The sequence below is a fragment of the Paenibacillus sp. J31R34 genome, assembly GCF_059383715.1.
Map to the genome: position 1 here is coordinate 990,107 of NZ_JBXENU010000001.1, position 16,668 is coordinate 1,006,774.

A 16,668-nucleotide genomic window follows, 5' to 3' on the forward strand; every position below is an offset into this window, starting at 1 on the left:
CAGGAGTTGCTCCAACATTGCTTCAAAAACATAACCAACTTAAAAACCAGTCCCCATGTGCGACTGGTTTTTACTGATGTCCAAGAGACCTACATATGCTGAAGTCCCCAGTTTTGCAGTTGCAACAAAATAGGAGTGAGACTTTTTCCTTTATCCGTTAAAGAGTATTCGACACGAGGAGGCATTTGAGCAAAAGCAACTCGATTGACCAGCCCATCTTCTTCAAGTTCGCGCAATTGGCGAGTCAATGTACGATGCGTCACGGTAGAGAGCAATTTTTGCAATTCGTTAAACCGGACCATGTCATTATTCAATAAATGGTACATGATCAAAATTTTCCACTTCCCGCCAATAACATTTACTGCAAATTCGACCGGGCATGGACTACAATTCTCCTGTGGTTTGGTCTCCATGAGTTTACCTCCAAAAGTATCACGTGAGATACCTAATATCCCAAATGTGCGTACTTACATAAAGTTTGTAAGTTGTTTATTATAAATATAACATTTGGTTCGTTATTGAACAAATGAACTTTACTATAAGGGGTTGTCGTATAAATGGAAACTATTTTGGTTTATGGAGCGTCAGGGGTACAAGGTGGAGCAGTAGCAAGATTGTTAACCTCTAAAGGGATAAACGTTCGCACAATCACACGTCAGGAGAAAAACGCAGCAGCGCTGAAGGAACAAGGCATCGATGCTTTTGTTGGCGATTTGTCTGTACTAGAAACCTTGAAAGAAGTTAACAGCGATGTTGATAAAGTCTTCTTGAATATGCCAATCGAGTATGATACAGCATTAATTAAGCAACACATTACTAATGCCGTTGAAGCTGCTAAGCAAGCTAACGTAAAATTGATTGTAGTGAACTCGAATGGCTTCTTGCCGGAACAGCCGACCGACACCAAAACTTTGGATGTAAAGCGCGATATGATTGAGTACGTACAGCAAAGCGGCATTCCTACCATCTTGGTAAAACCAACACTTTACATGGAGAATTTCTTGATTCCAGGACTCATCAACAACGGCATGCTGTTCTACCCTGTGCCCGCAGATAAACCTATTCCTTGGATTAACTCCGATGACGCAGCGCAATATCATTATTATGCTTTAAGTCATCCTGAGCTGGCAGGACAAACGGTGCTGGCTCCAGGGCCAGAAGCATTGACGGGTGCAGAACTGGGGGATCGCTTTACACAAGCACTGGGACAAGATGTCACATTCCATTACCTGAACTACGATGATTTCGAAGCATCTCTCACGCCAGTGCTGGGTGCAAGGCAAGCAACTGGTGTTGCGGGCTTCTACCGTTGGATTGGAGCCAATATCGATTCCCTCAACTATTATGATGTTAAGGATCGCGTGATCGTCCCTGATCTCCAACTGACCACGCTGAAGGATTGGTTACAACAACCGCATGTAAATAAAATGCTTCGTTCTTAAGAAGAGCCATTGGGTGAGTCCTTCATATTTTAATAATCAGTTTTTAAAAAGTAGATTCTTCGCGAATCTACTTTTTAAATTCTCAGCTATTGTACCACTCGAACGATTTTTTTCTTTGAGCGTTTTAATGTTCCTTGACTGCTGCAGGTTTACTTTTTCTATATAGATTGCATTCCATGCGTATCCCTATCCTATTGCAACAAATCTAAATACATAGGCTTGCTCGTAAGCATACTGCAGCTTGTCCGCAGCGCATTGATACCAATTTTGCTGTGGAGTGAGTTCAACAAAATCTGTAGGTATCATTCTGCGCACCCCGACCTGAAAACCTGCATTAAAGAAGGCTTCTGCGATCGTATCCAATGAATACTCTTGCATAGGCTGGGCTGATTTCTGATTGATGGACTCTCTGATGAACGGGAAGCTTGGGTTGTTTGGATAGTCAGCATACGTTGCATAATAGACCCCGCCTGACGTTAGACACTGTCTCATACGTCTTGCGTGATCATCTAAATCATCAAGTAAGTATAAAACGGCCAGGCTGAACGCATAATCAAAGCTTTGTCCTAATTTATCCGGCTCAGCAGTAACGGCATACGTAATGGGCAAATCCCCTTTTCGCTCATTGGCCACATCTACGGATTGCCTTGCAAGGTCAGTTCCCACAGCCTCCTTGAAAGGGCGCTGATTATAGAGCATGCGTAGAAACCCTCCCTGATTACAGCCAACATCCAGTATACGGCTTGTCCGCAAATCATCTTCTGGAATATATTCCAGTACACGCTTCCAGTGAGCCAAATGAGAATCCTCCATGCTTTGATCTCCGTCTTTCCACCATACATCATAAAAGCTCTCTTTTGGATTCATCATTTTTCTCCTCATCGCTTTATATTTGGTTGAATTTGTACGCCATGCGGCTGCCCTCGCTTCCGAAGGGACAGTCCAATGCAGCCAGCAACAATAAAAATACCGCCTATAATCGTCATTAGGCTTGGAATCTCATACCAAAGCAGCAAACCAAAAAGCACATTCATGAGCAAACCCGAGTAACTAATCATTTGAACGACAACAGCATTCTCATGCGTAAAGGCTTTTGTTAGGAAAATTTGACCGAGCAATGAAACGATACCAATTGCACACAAACATAGCAGGTCCATTAGACCTGGAACTACAAAAGAATTCCACATAAAGGGTATGGCTATCAACGTTGAGGTCGCGACAAAATAAAATACGATTTCATAGGCTGGGTGTGATTTGCTTAAATGACGGATCGAGATACTTGCCGCTGCAGAGAATAATGCCCCCAGCAAGCCCACTATAGCGATTAGCGAGAAGCTTGAATATTGAAAGGGATTGATTAAAAATACAGCACCTATGAAGGTAAGCACAAGCAGCCACCTTGCGTTTCCCTGTATGCGTTCTTTCAGAATAATCGCAGATAACAAAACGACAAAGATCGGTGAGGTCTGTGCCAATATACTCGCATCGGTTAAAGGCATTCGGGACAACGTATAAAAAAAGGCCAGCATATACAAACCGCCCATAAGTCCTCTGACCATAAGCATGGGAATACCCTTTCTAGAAAAGCTCGTCTTGCTGTATTGCATGAAGAAAACAATTAAAACGGTACCAATCAGTCCTCGAAAAAAGGCGATTTCAGCCGCTGGAATGTGATCGCTGACCGCTTTGACAAGGACATTCATGACGCTGAATACAAGCGAAGAAAGCAAGGCAAACCAAAATCCGTTTTTCATGATTTTCTCCTTCAAGCCAAATGACAACCTATCGAATAAGAAATCATAAATACTGTGCAGCATGAACAAGCATGCGAGTGTAGGAGTGACGCTCTTCACTCCATAAGTCTGAGCTTTCGAATTGGTCGATAAGGCGACCATCGTTCATGACCAGTATACGATTGCTCATTTGCTCTACAGCGGCTAGATCATGTGAAATAAACAACATAGACATCCCTAACTGCTGTTGCAGGCTTTTAAGAAGCTTTAAAATCTGAGCTTGCGTTGTCACATCAAGGCTGGAGGTCGGTTCATCGCAAAGGAGTACTTGCGGGTACAGGCTGATTCCACGAGCGATGCAAACACGCTGGCGCTGTCCTCCACTTAATTCATGAGGAAAGCGATCCATAAGCTCCCCCTCCAAACCAACCATTTCAAATAAAAGCAAGGCGGTATCCCTTCTTCCAAGCTTTTTTTGGGCATGGTATGGCGGCGTAAAGCTCGGGTAATTATCGAGTGGCTCCATGACGGAGCGCCACACGGGCAAGCTATCATTTAGAGAAGCAGTAGAGTCCTGGAAGATAACCTGTATACTTTGCCTCATCCTTCGCAATTCCCGCTTGTTTGAAGAGCTAAAGGAGCGACCTGAAAGATAGACATCGCCCTGATCCGGGTTTTCTAAAGCCAACAGAAGTCGAACGAGTGTGCTTTTTCCACTGCCGCTTTCTCCGACCAGTCCCACACATTCCCCTGCGTGAATGACAAAGGAAATGTCTTGTACAGCCTTTATTATTTTGCTATTTCGCTTGTAATGCTTCAGTAAATTCCGGGCTTCCAAAAGCTTATTCACGAGCTGCCCTCCCTTGCACGACTGGTGGACTCAGCCTTGGACAAGCCGCTAGCAGCTCTCGTGTGTAGGGATGGTCCGGATGGTTTCGTACCTTCGAGGCTTTCCCGGATTCAACCATGTGACCTCTTCTCATTACCACAAGCTGGTTCGCTGTTTTCAACACTTTCCGCAAATCATGGGTAATAAATAGAACGGCGCAGCCTGTCTCTGCTTGCAGCTTTAAAATTAACTCCATGATTTTCCCGCTCGTCAGCACATCAAGAGCAGTGGTCGGTTCATCTGCAATTAATAAGGTCGGTTTAGGCATTAATGCAGCTGCCAGCGCAATTCGCTGCCGCTGTCCGCCGCTTAGCTGAAACGGAAAACTACGATATGCACGCTCCGCAGGAACATCTACCCGCTCCAACCAGCTTAGTACCCTTTGTTTCGCTTCTTTTCTGGATAATGGCTCATGCGTTTGGATCATTTCAAGCAGCTGTGAGCCAATGGTTAAATAAGGTGTGAAGCTGCCCTGATAGTTTTGAAAAACCCAGCCGATTTGTTTGCCGCGGAGCGGTTTCCACTGCTTCTCTCTCAGCTTCATTAAATCTTGGCTGGCAAAATGAATTTGACCCGAGGCGCTCAGTGTCTTGGGCAATAATCCGGCAATCGCAGAGGCTGTAAGGGTTTTTCCGCTCCCGCTTTCCCCTACAAGTGCAAGCATTTCCCCTTTACGGATATCGAATGAAATTCCTTGAACGAGCACCCTGCTCCGTTCATGATCTGCTATTTCGATTTGCAGTTGCTTTACACTCAGAACCATCGATTCGTCATTCTGCGAGGGATATGAAGCTATCTCAAGATCAGTCTTAAGCGGGATACTCCGTCCATCTCTTAACATCATTAACCCCCTTCCGTCCATTTCAGGACTTAATGGATGAACTTCTGCGGACATCGAGCAGCTCGCGCAAACCGTCACTTAGCATATTACATGCCAAAACGACAATTAAAATACATAATCCTGGGTAAATCATCAGTTGTGCCGCTGCCTGAAAATAAGGCCGCCCATCGCTGAGCATGGCCCCCCATTCAGAAGCAGGTGGCTGCGCGCCTAATCCAAGATAAGAAAGGGCAGAAATAAGCAGAATCGTTCTCCCTACATCCCCCGCAATAAGAATGCCCAAAGGAGAAGCTATTTTGCGAAGAAGATGACGTCTAATGACTGTTCCAGTCGAACTCCCAGCGACAATAGACGCCATAATATACGCCTTCTGCCGTTCGGACATCACAACTCCCCGTACAACACGGGCATAACCAATCCATTTTACACAGGCGACAGCGAGCATCACATTCATCAGCCCTGGTCCGACAATTCCCGCAACGGCAACCGCGATCAAAAATTCAGGCAGTGCTCCCGAGGCATCAGCCATGCGCATTAAAATCGTATCCGCTCGACCGCCTTTGTAGCCGGAAATTAGCCCAATGGGTACTCCAATCGCTACGACTACTGAGATGACTGCAAGTGATAAGCCTAATGTTGTATGTGCCCCTACAAGCAATCTAGATAAAATGCAGCGACCTAGATGATCCGTACCTAGCGGATAGGTAAAACAGGGAGGCAGCAGCCGATCCTGCATTTGAATCAGAAGCGGGTCATTCGGAGCCAGCCACGAACCCGTTAAAGTCAGGATGAGAAAAAAAAGAGCTATTGCCGTACCGATCATTAACATGGGATGCCTAAAAAAGCGATGCCTTTTTCTCAAAGCTCCAGGCTTCTTATTTATATCTAGAGTCTGATTCTTTTTCATAGACGCCCCGCTTTCTGCAAGCGAAGTCTGGGGTCGAGAACGGCAAGGCCAATATCCGAAAGCCAGTTAGCCGTAAGAAAAAAGAATCCGCTTAATATCACATAACCTTGAATGACGGGGTAATCACGCAGCCTAATGGCTTCTATAGCTGTACTGCCGAGCCCCGGCCAGCCGAATAGTGATTCAGTCACAACAGATCCCGCCATTAAAGCCCCCATACTTATCCCAAAAATCGATACAATGGGCATCAGGGCAGCACGCATCGCATGACGAATCGTAATCCTCCATTCTGAAATTCCTCTTGATTTGGCAGCAAGGATATATTCCTGTGACATGGTGTCAATTAGCCCTGCCCGCAGTAGCCGGATGTACTCAGGCGCTATCACAAACCCAAGCGTGGCCGATGGCAATATAAGATGAAGACCACTGCCGCTCCCCATCATTGGAAGCCAATTTAGATGATAGGAAAATACATAAACCAAAAGCAATCCAAGCCAAAAGCTAGGTATAGAAGCCCCAAATAGAGCGAAGAGTCGGCTGAAGGTATCGGGCAGTCGCCCCTTATATTTTGCAGCCAGCCAGCCCAAGGGTACGGAGAAAACAAGCAGTACAACGAGCGCACCCAAAGCAAGATAGATGGTTGCCGGCAGTCTTTCCATTAACATCGTCCATACTTCTCGGTTACTCGTCATGGATTTGCCCCAATCCAGGCTGAGCACATTTTTGAACCAGTTTCCGTATTGGACATAGATCGGCCTATTTAGCCCCAGCTCTTCCCGGATAGCTTCTTGATTGCTTTGTGTCAGTGCACCGTCGCTAGCTTGTAAAATAGCTAGCACTGGATCACCCGGTGCCAGCTTCATTAAGATAAAGGTCACCATACTAAGTAATATCAGTACAGCTACAAGTTGGATGAACCTTGATGTGAAATGCCTAAGCATTTTAATTCACATCCAGTTTATTGGTTACAATGTAAAATTCCTCAGCTCCCGGCTTCCAGTTCACAATCCGCTTATTTACCCCAACCAAAATGTTTGGGTAAATAATATACGAATGCGGCATCGCTTCATTAATGACCTCCACCGCTTGGCGAGTCAGCTCATTTCGCTCTTCTACTCCACCCGTTGCGTTTAATTGCTTGATAAGGGGATCCAGTTTTTCAATATGAATGTTGGCAGGATTGTACGCGCCCCCAAGAACATACGTGGAATTCAGGAATGAGCCTCCATCGCCTCGCGGTGAGGTTAAATAACTACTCGTCGAAATATCCCAATCTGTATGATCCTTGATATAGACTTCCGGATATTCTACAGACATGATTTCAATCGTGATGCCAATTTTGGCCGCTTCGGATTGCACGAGCAAAGGAATAAGCGGGAGCTCGGGATTTATTCCTGTAAACGCGATTAATTTTAAGGTTAGAGGCTTCCCGTCCTTTTCCAGCTTTCCACTTGTTTCTTTTACGTAACCTGCTCTCTCCAAAAGCTGCAGCGCTCCTGCCTGATCCAGCTTTTGAGCTGCTCCAGGATTACCAAAAGCTAGGCTCGAATTAAATGGCCCGTTGGCAGGCTTAGCATGACCAAGCATAATACCGTTAACAATCGCATCACGGTCGATAAGCTTATCGATGGCTTGTCGAACTTTAATGTCTGTTACTTGGTTGCTTGCAGGATTATAAGTGAAATAATGAGTACGAAGACTAGTGACAGATTCTACAGTGAGGCCTTGTTCTTTTCCAATAGCCTCAAGCGACTCTGGTGCCAGATGATACACAACGTCTGCCTGCTTTGACTGGAAGGCTAATGTACGAATGTTGGCATCAGCGTTAAACTGGTATGTAACCTCCGCTAGCTTCGCCAACTCATCCCAGTATTCATCATTGCGTATAAGCTTCATTTCTTTACCGGGCACAAAGCTTGCTATTTTGAAAGGGCCTGTGCCAACCGGTGCTTGATTAAACTTTTCTTTACCTATTGCCGTTTCAGCAGCCACACTGATCAAACTTGTCGTTGGATGCACCAGTTCGGTTGGATATGCAGGCAGGGGCTCCTTCGTCTTGATCGTGAGCTCCTGACCGATCGCTTCCATAGAAGCGATTTTTAGCGATGCGCTCAGAGCCGTGCTATCGGCAATGCCCCGTTCGAATGAGGCTTTAGCAGCTGCGGCATCCAGCTTTGTACCATCCTGGAAAGTGACATCATCTCGGAGCGTAAATACCCAAGTTAGCTCATCTATGGCTTCCCATTTGCTAGCCAGCCAAGGCGATACCTTCATATTCTTATCTAAACGAACCAGTGTTTCGGTAACACCCGCTCGAAGCGAGATCCAGCCGTTATGCGGGTCCAACGTATCAGAGGGAAGGCTATGAATAATCGTCATCTTTTTGTTCTCATCCGCTACTACATAATCTGCTTCTGTAGAAGATGACTGTTCACTGTTAGTTGACCCCTTGTCATTCGTAACAGCCTGATTGGAGGAGCACCCCGCCGTTAGGAGTGCTAGCAGCAAAAAAGCCGCTCCGATTATTTTCAAATCCATTTGATACCTTTTTTTCGCATCGTACATGTGTCAAGTTTCCCCTTCCTTTCCTATGACCCGTTAGAGCTATGTACTTGAACATTATGTGAATGAAGAATAGCTAATGCCTGCTCATTACTTTGATCCTCAAACAGCTCCTGCCTGAAATGACTCCTTCCCTTTTCCTCAGCAAAGGCATTTAATTTATTTTCAAACTGCGTGATTAAATGCTGGGTTTGCGGAAGAAGGATGCCCATGAGTTGACCTAATTCTCGAATTAAGAGTAGTTTTTTGTAATCCTCGTAGGGAACCCGAGGTATGATCCAAAACCCATGTTCATCAAGCGATACTTGCTTGTATGGAACCGCTGAAAAATCAAAATACTTTCCTTGCTCATTTGGAATGGAAAATGGATCAATTAATAGGGACGCATACCTAGTATAAAGGAGATATTCTTGCGTAATCTGTTCCGCATTCTGAAAATTTTCTATGCTCGCTCTGGAAATACTCATTTCGTGCACAGGATAATTGTCATCGTTCAAAAACTTCAATAAATTAAACGAGTTAATATGAAGTCCATCTAATACGTGAGATATTTCTTTCCAAAGCTGTACCATGACATGTATGGCGTTAGGAGTAATAGGGCCTTCTGGATATAATTTATACATATGCTTCCTCGAGCGTTCTTCCCTAAAAATTTCATGAAGAGAAAATTCACTCATAAAGAAGGGCGGATGAACATAAGTGGTAATACTGCGGCATTCTGCTTCCAACGGAGAGTGGACAACAACACATTGAATCCCTAATGACTCCACTAACTCTTTTATTACAAAAGACATGGAACTAGCAGCTTGGCTGGAGGCAATCCATACCTTCCGCTTAATCCCCTTAACAACTGTTTTCAACACATTTTGTGAGGCAGGAGAAAATTTGGAGGCCGCATAATAAGTCGAAAAGCTAATCGCTTCAATTTGTCCCCTTGCAGCCTTCCATAAATGTTGAACCCATGCATTAGAGCCTAGTCCGGGAGAAAGAAGAATGACTTGCTTTACTTTCCGTAACGCGCTTCGCTGTAGTTCTATTATTACTTGGGCATAGCAATCACTCGGCGTAGCGATTACAATAGTGTCCCACAAATCTTCTAGCTCATCATAGCCATCATAAAAACACTCTACGGTTGCATGGCTTGATATATGCTGATGACCAGAAACCTGCACTTCACAATCCAACTGAAAGTGGTTGTTTTCAAGTGCTTCATTCACTTTTTGGGAGTGCTTACCTTTACGATTCAACAAACCTACACAGCGAGACATTTTACTCCAGTTAACCGCCGCGTGGATGCCTGCCGGACCGGCCCCTATGATTAAGGTGCTGCCAAAAGGGGTATGCGTGTTATCCATCATTGCTCACGTGCCACCTTTTCTAAAGTAAGCTTTGCTTTCAGAACCAGCGTATCGTAAATGCAGTCGTTTCGCGTAAACCATTTCTTCTCCCATTCATTTCCAACATCTATCGCAAGAGGATAATTAAAAATAGATTTTATTCCATTGCCGTATCGTAAAATAATAGATGTTTCCGGAGAAATAGCCGGTTTAAGTCTCTCTAAAACCTCGAATTTGTTTCCTACTAAAGAAGCAATAAAGATATGTGTGGATTTCAGAGCATAATGCAGCCCTTCTACATCACTGCCAGAAAATCGAATCCGATTACGCAGCCCAGCAATCTCCGCTATTTTCCCTCCAAGGTTGACCGCCTCCTCGTCTACATCCAAACATAGCACTTCTGCCCCTGTCTCTCTTGCAATCGTTAGCGCCGATAATGGAAAAGCACCTGAACCGATAAATAGCACACGAGAATCAGAATAAAACTCAAAATCCAAAAGCTCTTTTTTTATAGAGGAAGACAGTAAAGTCAAATACTCACTTAAGCTTTCTTTGTTTTGCAATAGCTGGCTGCTCTGATATTTCTCCAGTTCACAAAGCGCCTGATTACTGGTCGATCGAAGTTTTTCACTTTGGTGTATAATTTCTTCGTTATGCCCCCACTGCTCCCAACTCTCATGATGCTGCTCATTCATAATGTACTGACAAAGCGTATCCAGCTTTAATTGCAGCAGCTCATAACAATCTGCGTGCTCATTCGAATAATCTTTCAAGAGGCTGATTTCATAATCAAATGATTTTAAGTCCAGCAAAAGTGAATATTTCCGTTTCACAAGCTCCCTCCATTCGCTTGCCAAAGGCAATGTCCTATCCAATATTACATAAATAGTAAATACCGCCTATGACTCAAGAGAGCCAATTTTATCCTGTTTTTTGAACAAATGATGAACGAGGATAGTTTCATATCCGGTAGGATAGCTCTAATGAGTCATCGGCTAACTAGAAAGGCACACGTATAATGAAGGAGGATTTTATTTATTTAGGAATGGAGTTATATGATGAGGACAATGCCAGCAGAACATTCAAGCTCTTCTACACCCGAGGTGAAAAGCAAAACTTCAGCAGGATTACGCCAGTCTATTTATCAGTCTGTATGGAGATGGCATTTTTACGCCGGTATTATTTTCGCGCCCTTTTTAATTATTTTAGCGTTTAGCGGAGCCGTCTATTTATTTAAGCCTCAAATTGAAGGTTATTTGTACAAGGATATGCTGATGGTACGCGAAGTCGGGACAGCTCCGCTGGCACCTGAGAGTATTGTGGGCAAAATAGTAACAGCTTACCCGGGTACGGTTATTTCCTCGATTACGCTGGACAGCAACGCGAAGTCGAGCTATAAGCTGTCCGTCACTCGCGATGGAGCTTCTACCATCATGTATGTAGATCCTTATACGGGACATGCGCTTGGCATGCTGGATAGCAACAAGACGTTCTCTGCCTTTTTCAAAAAAATGCACAGTGAGCTTGTTATCGGGGGCACCTTCGCCAATCGACTTGTAGAGCTCGCTGCATGCTGGGCTATTATATTAATCCTAACAGGACTTTTCCTTTGGTGGCCTCGCAGCAAAGCAGCCATTTGGGGAACGATTTTGCCACGGCTTAGCAAACCAGGCAGCCGGCTCTTTTGGCGTGATTTGCATGCCGTTCCTGCCTTCTGGCTTTCGCTTGTGCTGCTGGTTATTATCGCAAGTGGACTTCCTTGGTCCGGAATCATGGGCAGTCAAATTGACAAGGTAGCCAATTCAACTAATACGAATACCCCGCCCTTTGCCTACAGCTTCGGAGCCAAACCGGACTCCGTCACCGTAGCACAGGATATTGCCGAGGATCTGCCTTGGGCAGCGGAGAATGTTCCAGTCCCGGCTTCAATCGCCGGCGGGTACGTTCCTTTGAGCCTAAACGACATTGCCGGTATTGCCGATGAGCAGCGGGTGATTATGCCTTACACGATTACAAAGCCTGCGGGAGAAACCGGTGTGTTTACGGTGTCTACTGCCCATTCGACGACGGGGCAAAGCGCTACGCTTCATATAGACCAATATAGTGGTGCCGTTCTGACCGATGTTCGTTTTGCGGATTACGGGATTATGGGCAAAGCCATTTCTTATGGGATAGCCTTTCATGAAGGGCGATTGTTTGGACTTGCCAATCAAATACTGGGTTTGATTGCCTGCATAGGCCTCATACTCGTATCTATCAGCTCTTATGTCATGTGGCGCAAAAGAAAACCAGCTGGCAAGCTTGGAGCACCAGCCAAGCCCAAAAGCACCAAAATAACCATTGCTGTGCTGGTTATTATGCTGGCTTGCGGTGCCATCATGCCGCTAGTAGGCTCGTCCATTCTGATCGTTATCGCTCTTGATTTATTCATTCTCCGTAGAATAAAGTCGCTTCGGCACTGGTTCTCGGTCTAGTAGCTAGGGGAGTTTAATGATGAATATTAAAGTCAACCGTAATATGTACACATGGGCATGGCAACTGCTTATTGTCTTTCTACTTATTGTCTTGTTGCTATGCGGATGTACCGCCAAAGCCGTAGTGACGGATGAGAACGGGCTGCCGCCTCATTTAAGTGTAAATCTTCAATTGCCTAAGTCATTCGAAAAAGGCAGCTCCAACGTTTTTTCTGTAGCAGTGTCTAAAAGCAATAAGCCGCTTGAGCACGCGAATACAGCGGAATTTGTCATATGGCGGGAAGACGGCAAGGATTCTGCCATAACCCTTAAAGCCGAGGAAACCTCTCCAGGTTTGTATACCGCCGCTTATGTCATTGACGAAGACGGAGTGTATTATGTCCAATCTCGAATCAAATTTGCCGATGCTCAGGTGCTGCCAACTAAACGCTTCGCGGTTGGAGCCTCTGCCATAGAGCGCCTTGCACAGCTTGAAAGTGCGCAGCACTCCGATGCGCCTGCTCCAGCTGCTGGCGGACATCATTAAAGCGAACAGTATTAAATAACGATACTTAAACCCAATAACCCCGGGCCACAGGCTCGGGGTTATTGGGTTTAAGTATCGAATAACCTATACAATTAGTAGCCGATTAGTATCCGTTAAGCTTTCCGGTTAATCCAAACCATTCAGCGAATGCTGCCTGCAGTCCGCTCGCGCCTAGCTGCGCTCGAATATCAGCTGCTGTACCTTCAAGCTCAATTTGACCTCCTCGTAGCAAAGCAATACGATCTGCCAGAGCTTCGGCTACATGAAGCTGGTGCGTGGAGAAGATAACGGTCTGACCGCTCGCAGCGGTTTCTTTAACCATACGTACAAAAGATTCGATCCAGTAAGGATCAAGTCCATTCGTAGGTTCATCCATTAGAACGACAGGTGGCTTTGCCAGCAAAGCCTGCGCAAACAATATACGCTGCCTCATTCCTTTAGAGAAGCTTGAGACTGATTTTTTTCCCGTATCCTCAAGCCCGACTTCTTGCAGAAGTTCTTTAACTCTCCTCTGTGGTACCCCACGAAGCGCGGCCCAGAAGGCGAGTGTTTCGAATGCGGTCAATCCCTGACTAAAGCGAAAATCATCAGGCATATAGCCAATAAGGTCCGCATAACGCTTACGATTATTTTTCCACTGTAACCCGCCGACCGTAATCTTGCCACTGTCAGGATGCGAAATGCCCGCGATCATTCTCAGAATCGTGCTCTTGCCTGCACCATTTCCACCGCATAATGCTACAATTTGGCCTTCTTCTATTTGTAGATTAAGCCCTTCTATAATCACTTGCTTCTTCATCTTTTTTGTAATCCCATCTAGTCTAACCATCGGTTTAGCCACGCAAGCGCCTCCTTTCCCATATGAGTTGTGCAGCTGCCATTACACTTCCAATCCATATTAGTGCAACTGCTACAAAATCTAAGTTGCCGCTAGGCCGTCTGATCCATGTAATCCATTCATAATATTCAGGACCTAAAATAGCTCCGCCTCCAAGCTTTACAACTGTAAATAGACGGGACAGCTCCGCTGGATTAAGAAAGGTAAGCAGCGTCACCGTAGGTTTGATCATGGGGTAAGGCATGAAGCCAAGCACTGCAATAAGCAGCGGAGGCCAGCCAATAATCGCAAAAAACCAGATCGCTACGGCAATCGTTAATGCCTGCCAACGGTTTTTCGCTAGCGTACCTATTAACAGAGCGATAGCTAGAAAAAATAAGGCCACGCTGCTGGAAAAAGCCAGCAGTTGCAAGTAAGTAAGCAGTCCAAAGCCAGAGCCTGCAGCAAATCCTAGAGCACCTGCCAACCCAAAGCCTATCGAAACAATAACAAGCAACACAATCGCGAGCCCGATATATTTGCCGAGGATAAAGGACCATGTGCTTAACGGATAGACGGATAACAGCTCCCAGCTCCCGTCCTCCTTCTCGGCAGTCAAGGAAAAAGAGCCCAGCAGCAATGCCATTAGTGGCAATAAGTATAAAATTAAGTTAAGCGTCGTCCCCGTAATACCCGAATAGCCTTGTACGTAGCCCTGCGCATTGATGAGGAGCAGACACAGCATAAATATAGCAAACAGTCCCATGAAGGAATAGGCCCACGGATTGCGAAACCCTAGCCGTACTTCCCTTATTGCAACGTGCGCGGTCTGAATCACGAGTCCTTCCCTTCTGTTCCATGACCCATTTCCATCTCTTCTTTACTATCATCGGAGTGCATGCTTTCGTTGTGCATCTCCATATTTTCCATGTCCATCATATCGCGGTTCACTTCCCACTTATGATCCTTTAGATCAGCTGAGCTAAGCAATTCGCCCTTACCTTGTTCAGCGATATAGGCTTGTGCGGAAGCTTGGTTCTCGAAGGCGATCACGCCGTAGGCCATTGGGGTCACATATTCCGCGTCGTAAGCATAATAGGCATTTTCATATTTGAGCCAGTTTCCACTGTTATGGTCTCTTACAAACTCAGCCCCTACCGTCTCCGTTCCATTTTGAACCTTCCAATCATTCATACAGCCAATGTCATCAAATTTCAAGGATTGTCCATCCTTCGTAATGATTTGCGTAGCATAGGGGTCATCTTTTACCGCCATGTTACAAATGACACATATATCGGTTTCTTCATTAATCTCCTGCGGCTTATATTCCTTTGCTCCACAGGCACTCGTTAGCAGTACGATAACCATTATCAAAAGCATTGCGTTAAATGACTTCATTTTCATCTTTTTCTTACCCCCATATAAATGAATAATATAGATAGACAAAGCAGTAAGACTCCTATGATAGCGGAGTGCTGCAAGGTCTGCTTGGATATAACTAAGCGAGCATTTTCCGTTGGCTCCATCAAAGGAGAAGCATCTGATGCCCATTGCTCTCTTTGCGACTGGTAAAGCCCTTCAAGAAAGACCATACCTGGAGACTGAAAGAAAAGCTGAAAGCCTGGCTTTGCTTTCACAAGGCTTTGGAAAAAAGGATTAATCGCGTAAGAAATCTCGCTTTTTCCATCTCCGTCCAGATCAATGCCTTGAAAAGTATCCCAATAGTTTCCATCGAGTGTATTATTGACACTGTTCCTAGACGCAGCACTTGCCACATTGCCAATAAACTGATTTCCGCTCATGGTATTGTTTTCAGCATCTAGCAACTGGAGGCCAATAAAGTTTCCAACGATGCTATTGTTTGTAATACGGTTGAGTGTCGATTGCTCCACGTATAACCCAACCCGGTTTCCCTCCACATGATTATCGAAAACCATTATTTCATGTGCATCAAACAAAAGGATTCCCTGTGAGTTCACATTCTCACTTTGTTTCGTGAATTGATTATTAGAAAGCTCAACCTTACGGGCTGCCATAACCATAGCTCCGGTAATATTCAACCTCCCGATGTTATGGCGTATAATCGTTCCCTTTGTATACATGCAGTGCACGCCATAACGCAGCCGCTCAAAATAATTTTCTTCAACCAAATTGTTGTCGCTATTCTCCATATAAATGCCATCATGCATAGCGATGACGGTATTTCCATAAAACGTATTGTTATCTGAGTCATACAGATCCATTCCGTTTCCCTTGTCGGACATCTTGATTGACCGATTAGCCCCCTTCCCTGCCCATACAATACTCGTATTTCGCACTTCACCATAATCAGCCTTCCTCATCTTAATGCCGAAGGAGCCCGTATGGATCTGCAACTGATCCAATAACACGCCGTCTGCCTGAATCAGCACAGTTGGCTGCTGCTTAACCTGTTCATCACGAATTGTGATTCTTGTTAACGCCACATCATTAGCAATAATTTGAATAGCGGGCTTATTAGAAGGATTGTTTATTGTGACCTCTTCCCCTGACTTCGCCTCCAATTGAAGGGGCTTGTCAATCACTATGGGGCCCTCATATATTCCTTGTGGCAGAATAATCGTAGTGCCTGGCTGTGCCTCATTAATGAGGGACTGCAAATCTTTGGCCTGTTCCTCTGCTTTTATGGAAGGCGTTATGTAAATAAAGGACAAAACACCCAATAGGAATACCAATATGGATTTTTGAACGTTCTTCATTGAACCACAACCTGCTTCTTTTTCGTTAAATGAATATCCTCGGTATACAAATGCAGATAAACCTCGTAAGTCCCAGATTTAGAGAAGGTGTACACCCCGTCAAACGTGTTGCTTCCTCCCTTCTCAGCCTCCACTAACGCCTGTTTATCATCCACCCGAATTTCAAACGTCAATTCAGATGATTTGGAAAGCTCGGCGCCTGTAAATGCGGCACTCAGCTTAATGGGGGTACCTGCTGATGGAGCAGCCGGCTCCGTCGTCAATGATGCCTCCAGAGCTGCCGGATCAAGAGGAGCGGTAGTAGAAGCAGAACATGCTCCTAGAAACGTACAAATTAAACCTACTACTGCTGTCATTTTGACTACTGTTCGCAATTTTTCACCTACCCGCTATCGTTTCTTA

Annotated in this window: 18 protein-coding genes; 3 read left to right on the plus strand and 15 right to left on the minus strand. The window is 45.1% G+C overall.

Going from position 1 to position 16,668, the window contains the following annotated elements; genetic code table 11:
- Window positions 1-89: 89 nt before the first annotated feature.
- On the minus strand, window positions 90-413 hold the full coding sequence (locus AC50YG_RS04235) for a winged helix-turn-helix transcriptional regulator (RefSeq protein ID WP_494824904.1): 324 nt from the start codon (window positions 411-413) through the stop codon (window positions 90-92).
- A gap of 144 nt (window positions 414-557) precedes the next feature.
- Between AC50YG_RS04235 and AC50YG_RS04240 the strand changes: the two genes are divergently transcribed.
- Window positions 558-1,442, plus strand: coding sequence for an SDR family oxidoreductase (locus tag AC50YG_RS04240; RefSeq protein WP_494824906.1), 885 nt, complete (start codon window positions 558-560; stop codon window positions 1,440-1,442).
- Window positions 1,443-1,628: 186 nt separating this feature from the next.
- On the opposite strand, the gene AC50YG_RS04245 is transcribed toward AC50YG_RS04240, so the two are convergent.
- Genes AC50YG_RS04245 through AC50YG_RS04285 form a run of 9 tightly spaced genes read right to left on the minus strand, consistent with a single transcriptional unit; the run spans window position 1,629 to window position 10,544 of the window.
- The gene (locus tag AC50YG_RS04245; RefSeq protein ID WP_494824908.1) at window positions 1,629-2,309 is read right to left on the minus strand and encodes a class I SAM-dependent methyltransferase; all 681 of its coding nucleotides are present in this window, start codon (window positions 2,307-2,309) and stop codon (window positions 1,629-1,631) included.
- Between the two features lie 11 nt (window positions 2,310-2,320).
- Window positions 2,321-3,196 carry a DMT family transporter gene (locus AC50YG_RS04250; protein WP_494824910.1) on the minus strand — a complete coding sequence of 292 codons (876 nt, stop codon included), beginning with the start codon at window positions 3,194-3,196 and terminating at the stop codon, window positions 2,321-2,323.
- Between the two features lie 43 nt (window positions 3,197-3,239).
- Window positions 3,240-4,025, minus strand: coding sequence for an ABC transporter ATP-binding protein (locus AC50YG_RS04255; RefSeq protein WP_494824912.1), 786 nt, complete (start codon window positions 4,023-4,025; stop codon window positions 3,240-3,242).
- Entirely contained in the window at window positions 4,018-4,905 is an 888-nt protein-coding gene (locus AC50YG_RS04260) for an ABC transporter ATP-binding protein (RefSeq protein WP_494824914.1), read from the minus strand. The genes AC50YG_RS04255 and AC50YG_RS04260 overlap by 8 nt, the downstream gene beginning before the upstream one ends.
- 22 nt (window positions 4,906-4,927) lie before the next feature.
- Window positions 4,928-5,812 carry a nickel transporter permease gene (gene nikC / locus AC50YG_RS04265; RefSeq protein WP_494824916.1) on the minus strand — a complete coding sequence of 295 codons (885 nt, stop codon included), beginning with the start codon at window positions 5,810-5,812 and terminating at the stop codon, window positions 4,928-4,930.
- On the minus strand, window positions 5,809-6,753 hold the full coding sequence (gene nikB / locus AC50YG_RS04270; protein ID WP_494824918.1) for a nickel ABC transporter permease: 945 nt from the start codon (window positions 6,751-6,753) through the stop codon (window positions 5,809-5,811). Before nikB ends, nikC begins: the two co-directional genes overlap by 4 nt.
- Before the next feature lies 1 nt (window position 6,754).
- A complete protein-coding gene (nikA, locus tag AC50YG_RS04275; protein ID WP_494824920.1) occupies window positions 6,755-8,377 on the minus strand; it encodes a nickel ABC transporter substrate-binding protein in 1,623 nt (540 codons plus the stop codon).
- A gap of 23 nt (window positions 8,378-8,400) precedes the next feature.
- The gene (locus AC50YG_RS04280; protein WP_494824922.1) at window positions 8,401-9,732 is read right to left on the minus strand and encodes an opine metallophore biosynthesis dehydrogenase; all 1,332 of its coding nucleotides are present in this window, start codon (window positions 9,730-9,732) and stop codon (window positions 8,401-8,403) included.
- Window positions 9,729-10,544, minus strand: a complete 816-nt coding sequence (locus tag AC50YG_RS04285) for a nicotianamine synthase family protein (protein WP_494824924.1) — start codon at window positions 10,542-10,544, stop codon at window positions 9,729-9,731. Before AC50YG_RS04285 ends, AC50YG_RS04280 begins: the two co-directional genes overlap by 4 nt.
- A gap of 222 nt (window positions 10,545-10,766) precedes the next feature.
- Here AC50YG_RS04285 and AC50YG_RS04290 point away from each other — a divergent pair, with 222 nt between their 5' ends.
- Entirely contained in the window at window positions 10,767-12,185 is a 1,419-nt protein-coding gene (locus AC50YG_RS04290) for a PepSY-associated TM helix domain-containing protein (protein ID WP_494824926.1), read from the plus strand.
- A 16-nt stretch (window positions 12,186-12,201) separates the two neighbouring features.
- On the plus strand, window positions 12,202-12,711 hold the full coding sequence (locus AC50YG_RS04295) for a FixH family protein (RefSeq protein ID WP_494824928.1): 510 nt from the start codon (window positions 12,202-12,204) through the stop codon (window positions 12,709-12,711).
- 103 nt (window positions 12,712-12,814) lie between these two features.
- Here AC50YG_RS04295 and AC50YG_RS04300 read toward each other — a convergent pair whose 3' ends face one another.
- The 5 genes from AC50YG_RS04300 to AC50YG_RS04320 are packed head-to-tail and all read right to left on the minus strand — an operon-like array spanning window position 12,815 to window position 16,622.
- Window positions 12,815-13,552, minus strand: coding sequence for an ABC transporter ATP-binding protein (locus AC50YG_RS04300; protein ID WP_341282772.1), 738 nt, complete (start codon window positions 13,550-13,552; stop codon window positions 12,815-12,817).
- Complete coding sequence (locus AC50YG_RS04305) at window positions 13,545-14,366, minus strand: ABC transporter permease (RefSeq protein WP_494824930.1); 822 nt, start codon at window positions 14,364-14,366, stop codon at window positions 13,545-13,547. The genes AC50YG_RS04300 and AC50YG_RS04305 overlap by 8 nt, the downstream gene beginning before the upstream one ends.
- Window positions 14,363-14,932, minus strand: a complete 570-nt coding sequence (locus AC50YG_RS04310; RefSeq protein WP_341282770.1) for a nitrous oxide reductase accessory protein NosL — start codon at window positions 14,930-14,932, stop codon at window positions 14,363-14,365. Before AC50YG_RS04310 ends, AC50YG_RS04305 begins: the two co-directional genes overlap by 4 nt.
- On the minus strand, window positions 14,929-16,266 hold the full coding sequence (locus AC50YG_RS04315) for a right-handed parallel beta-helix repeat-containing protein (protein ID WP_494824933.1): 1,338 nt from the start codon (window positions 16,264-16,266) through the stop codon (window positions 14,929-14,931). Before AC50YG_RS04315 ends, AC50YG_RS04310 begins: the two co-directional genes overlap by 4 nt.
- Window positions 16,263-16,622 carry a hypothetical protein gene (locus AC50YG_RS04320; protein ID WP_494824934.1) on the minus strand — a complete coding sequence of 120 codons (360 nt, stop codon included), beginning with the start codon at window positions 16,620-16,622 and terminating at the stop codon, window positions 16,263-16,265. Before AC50YG_RS04320 ends, AC50YG_RS04315 begins: the two co-directional genes overlap by 4 nt.
- Window positions 16,623-16,668 lie beyond the last annotated feature (46 nt).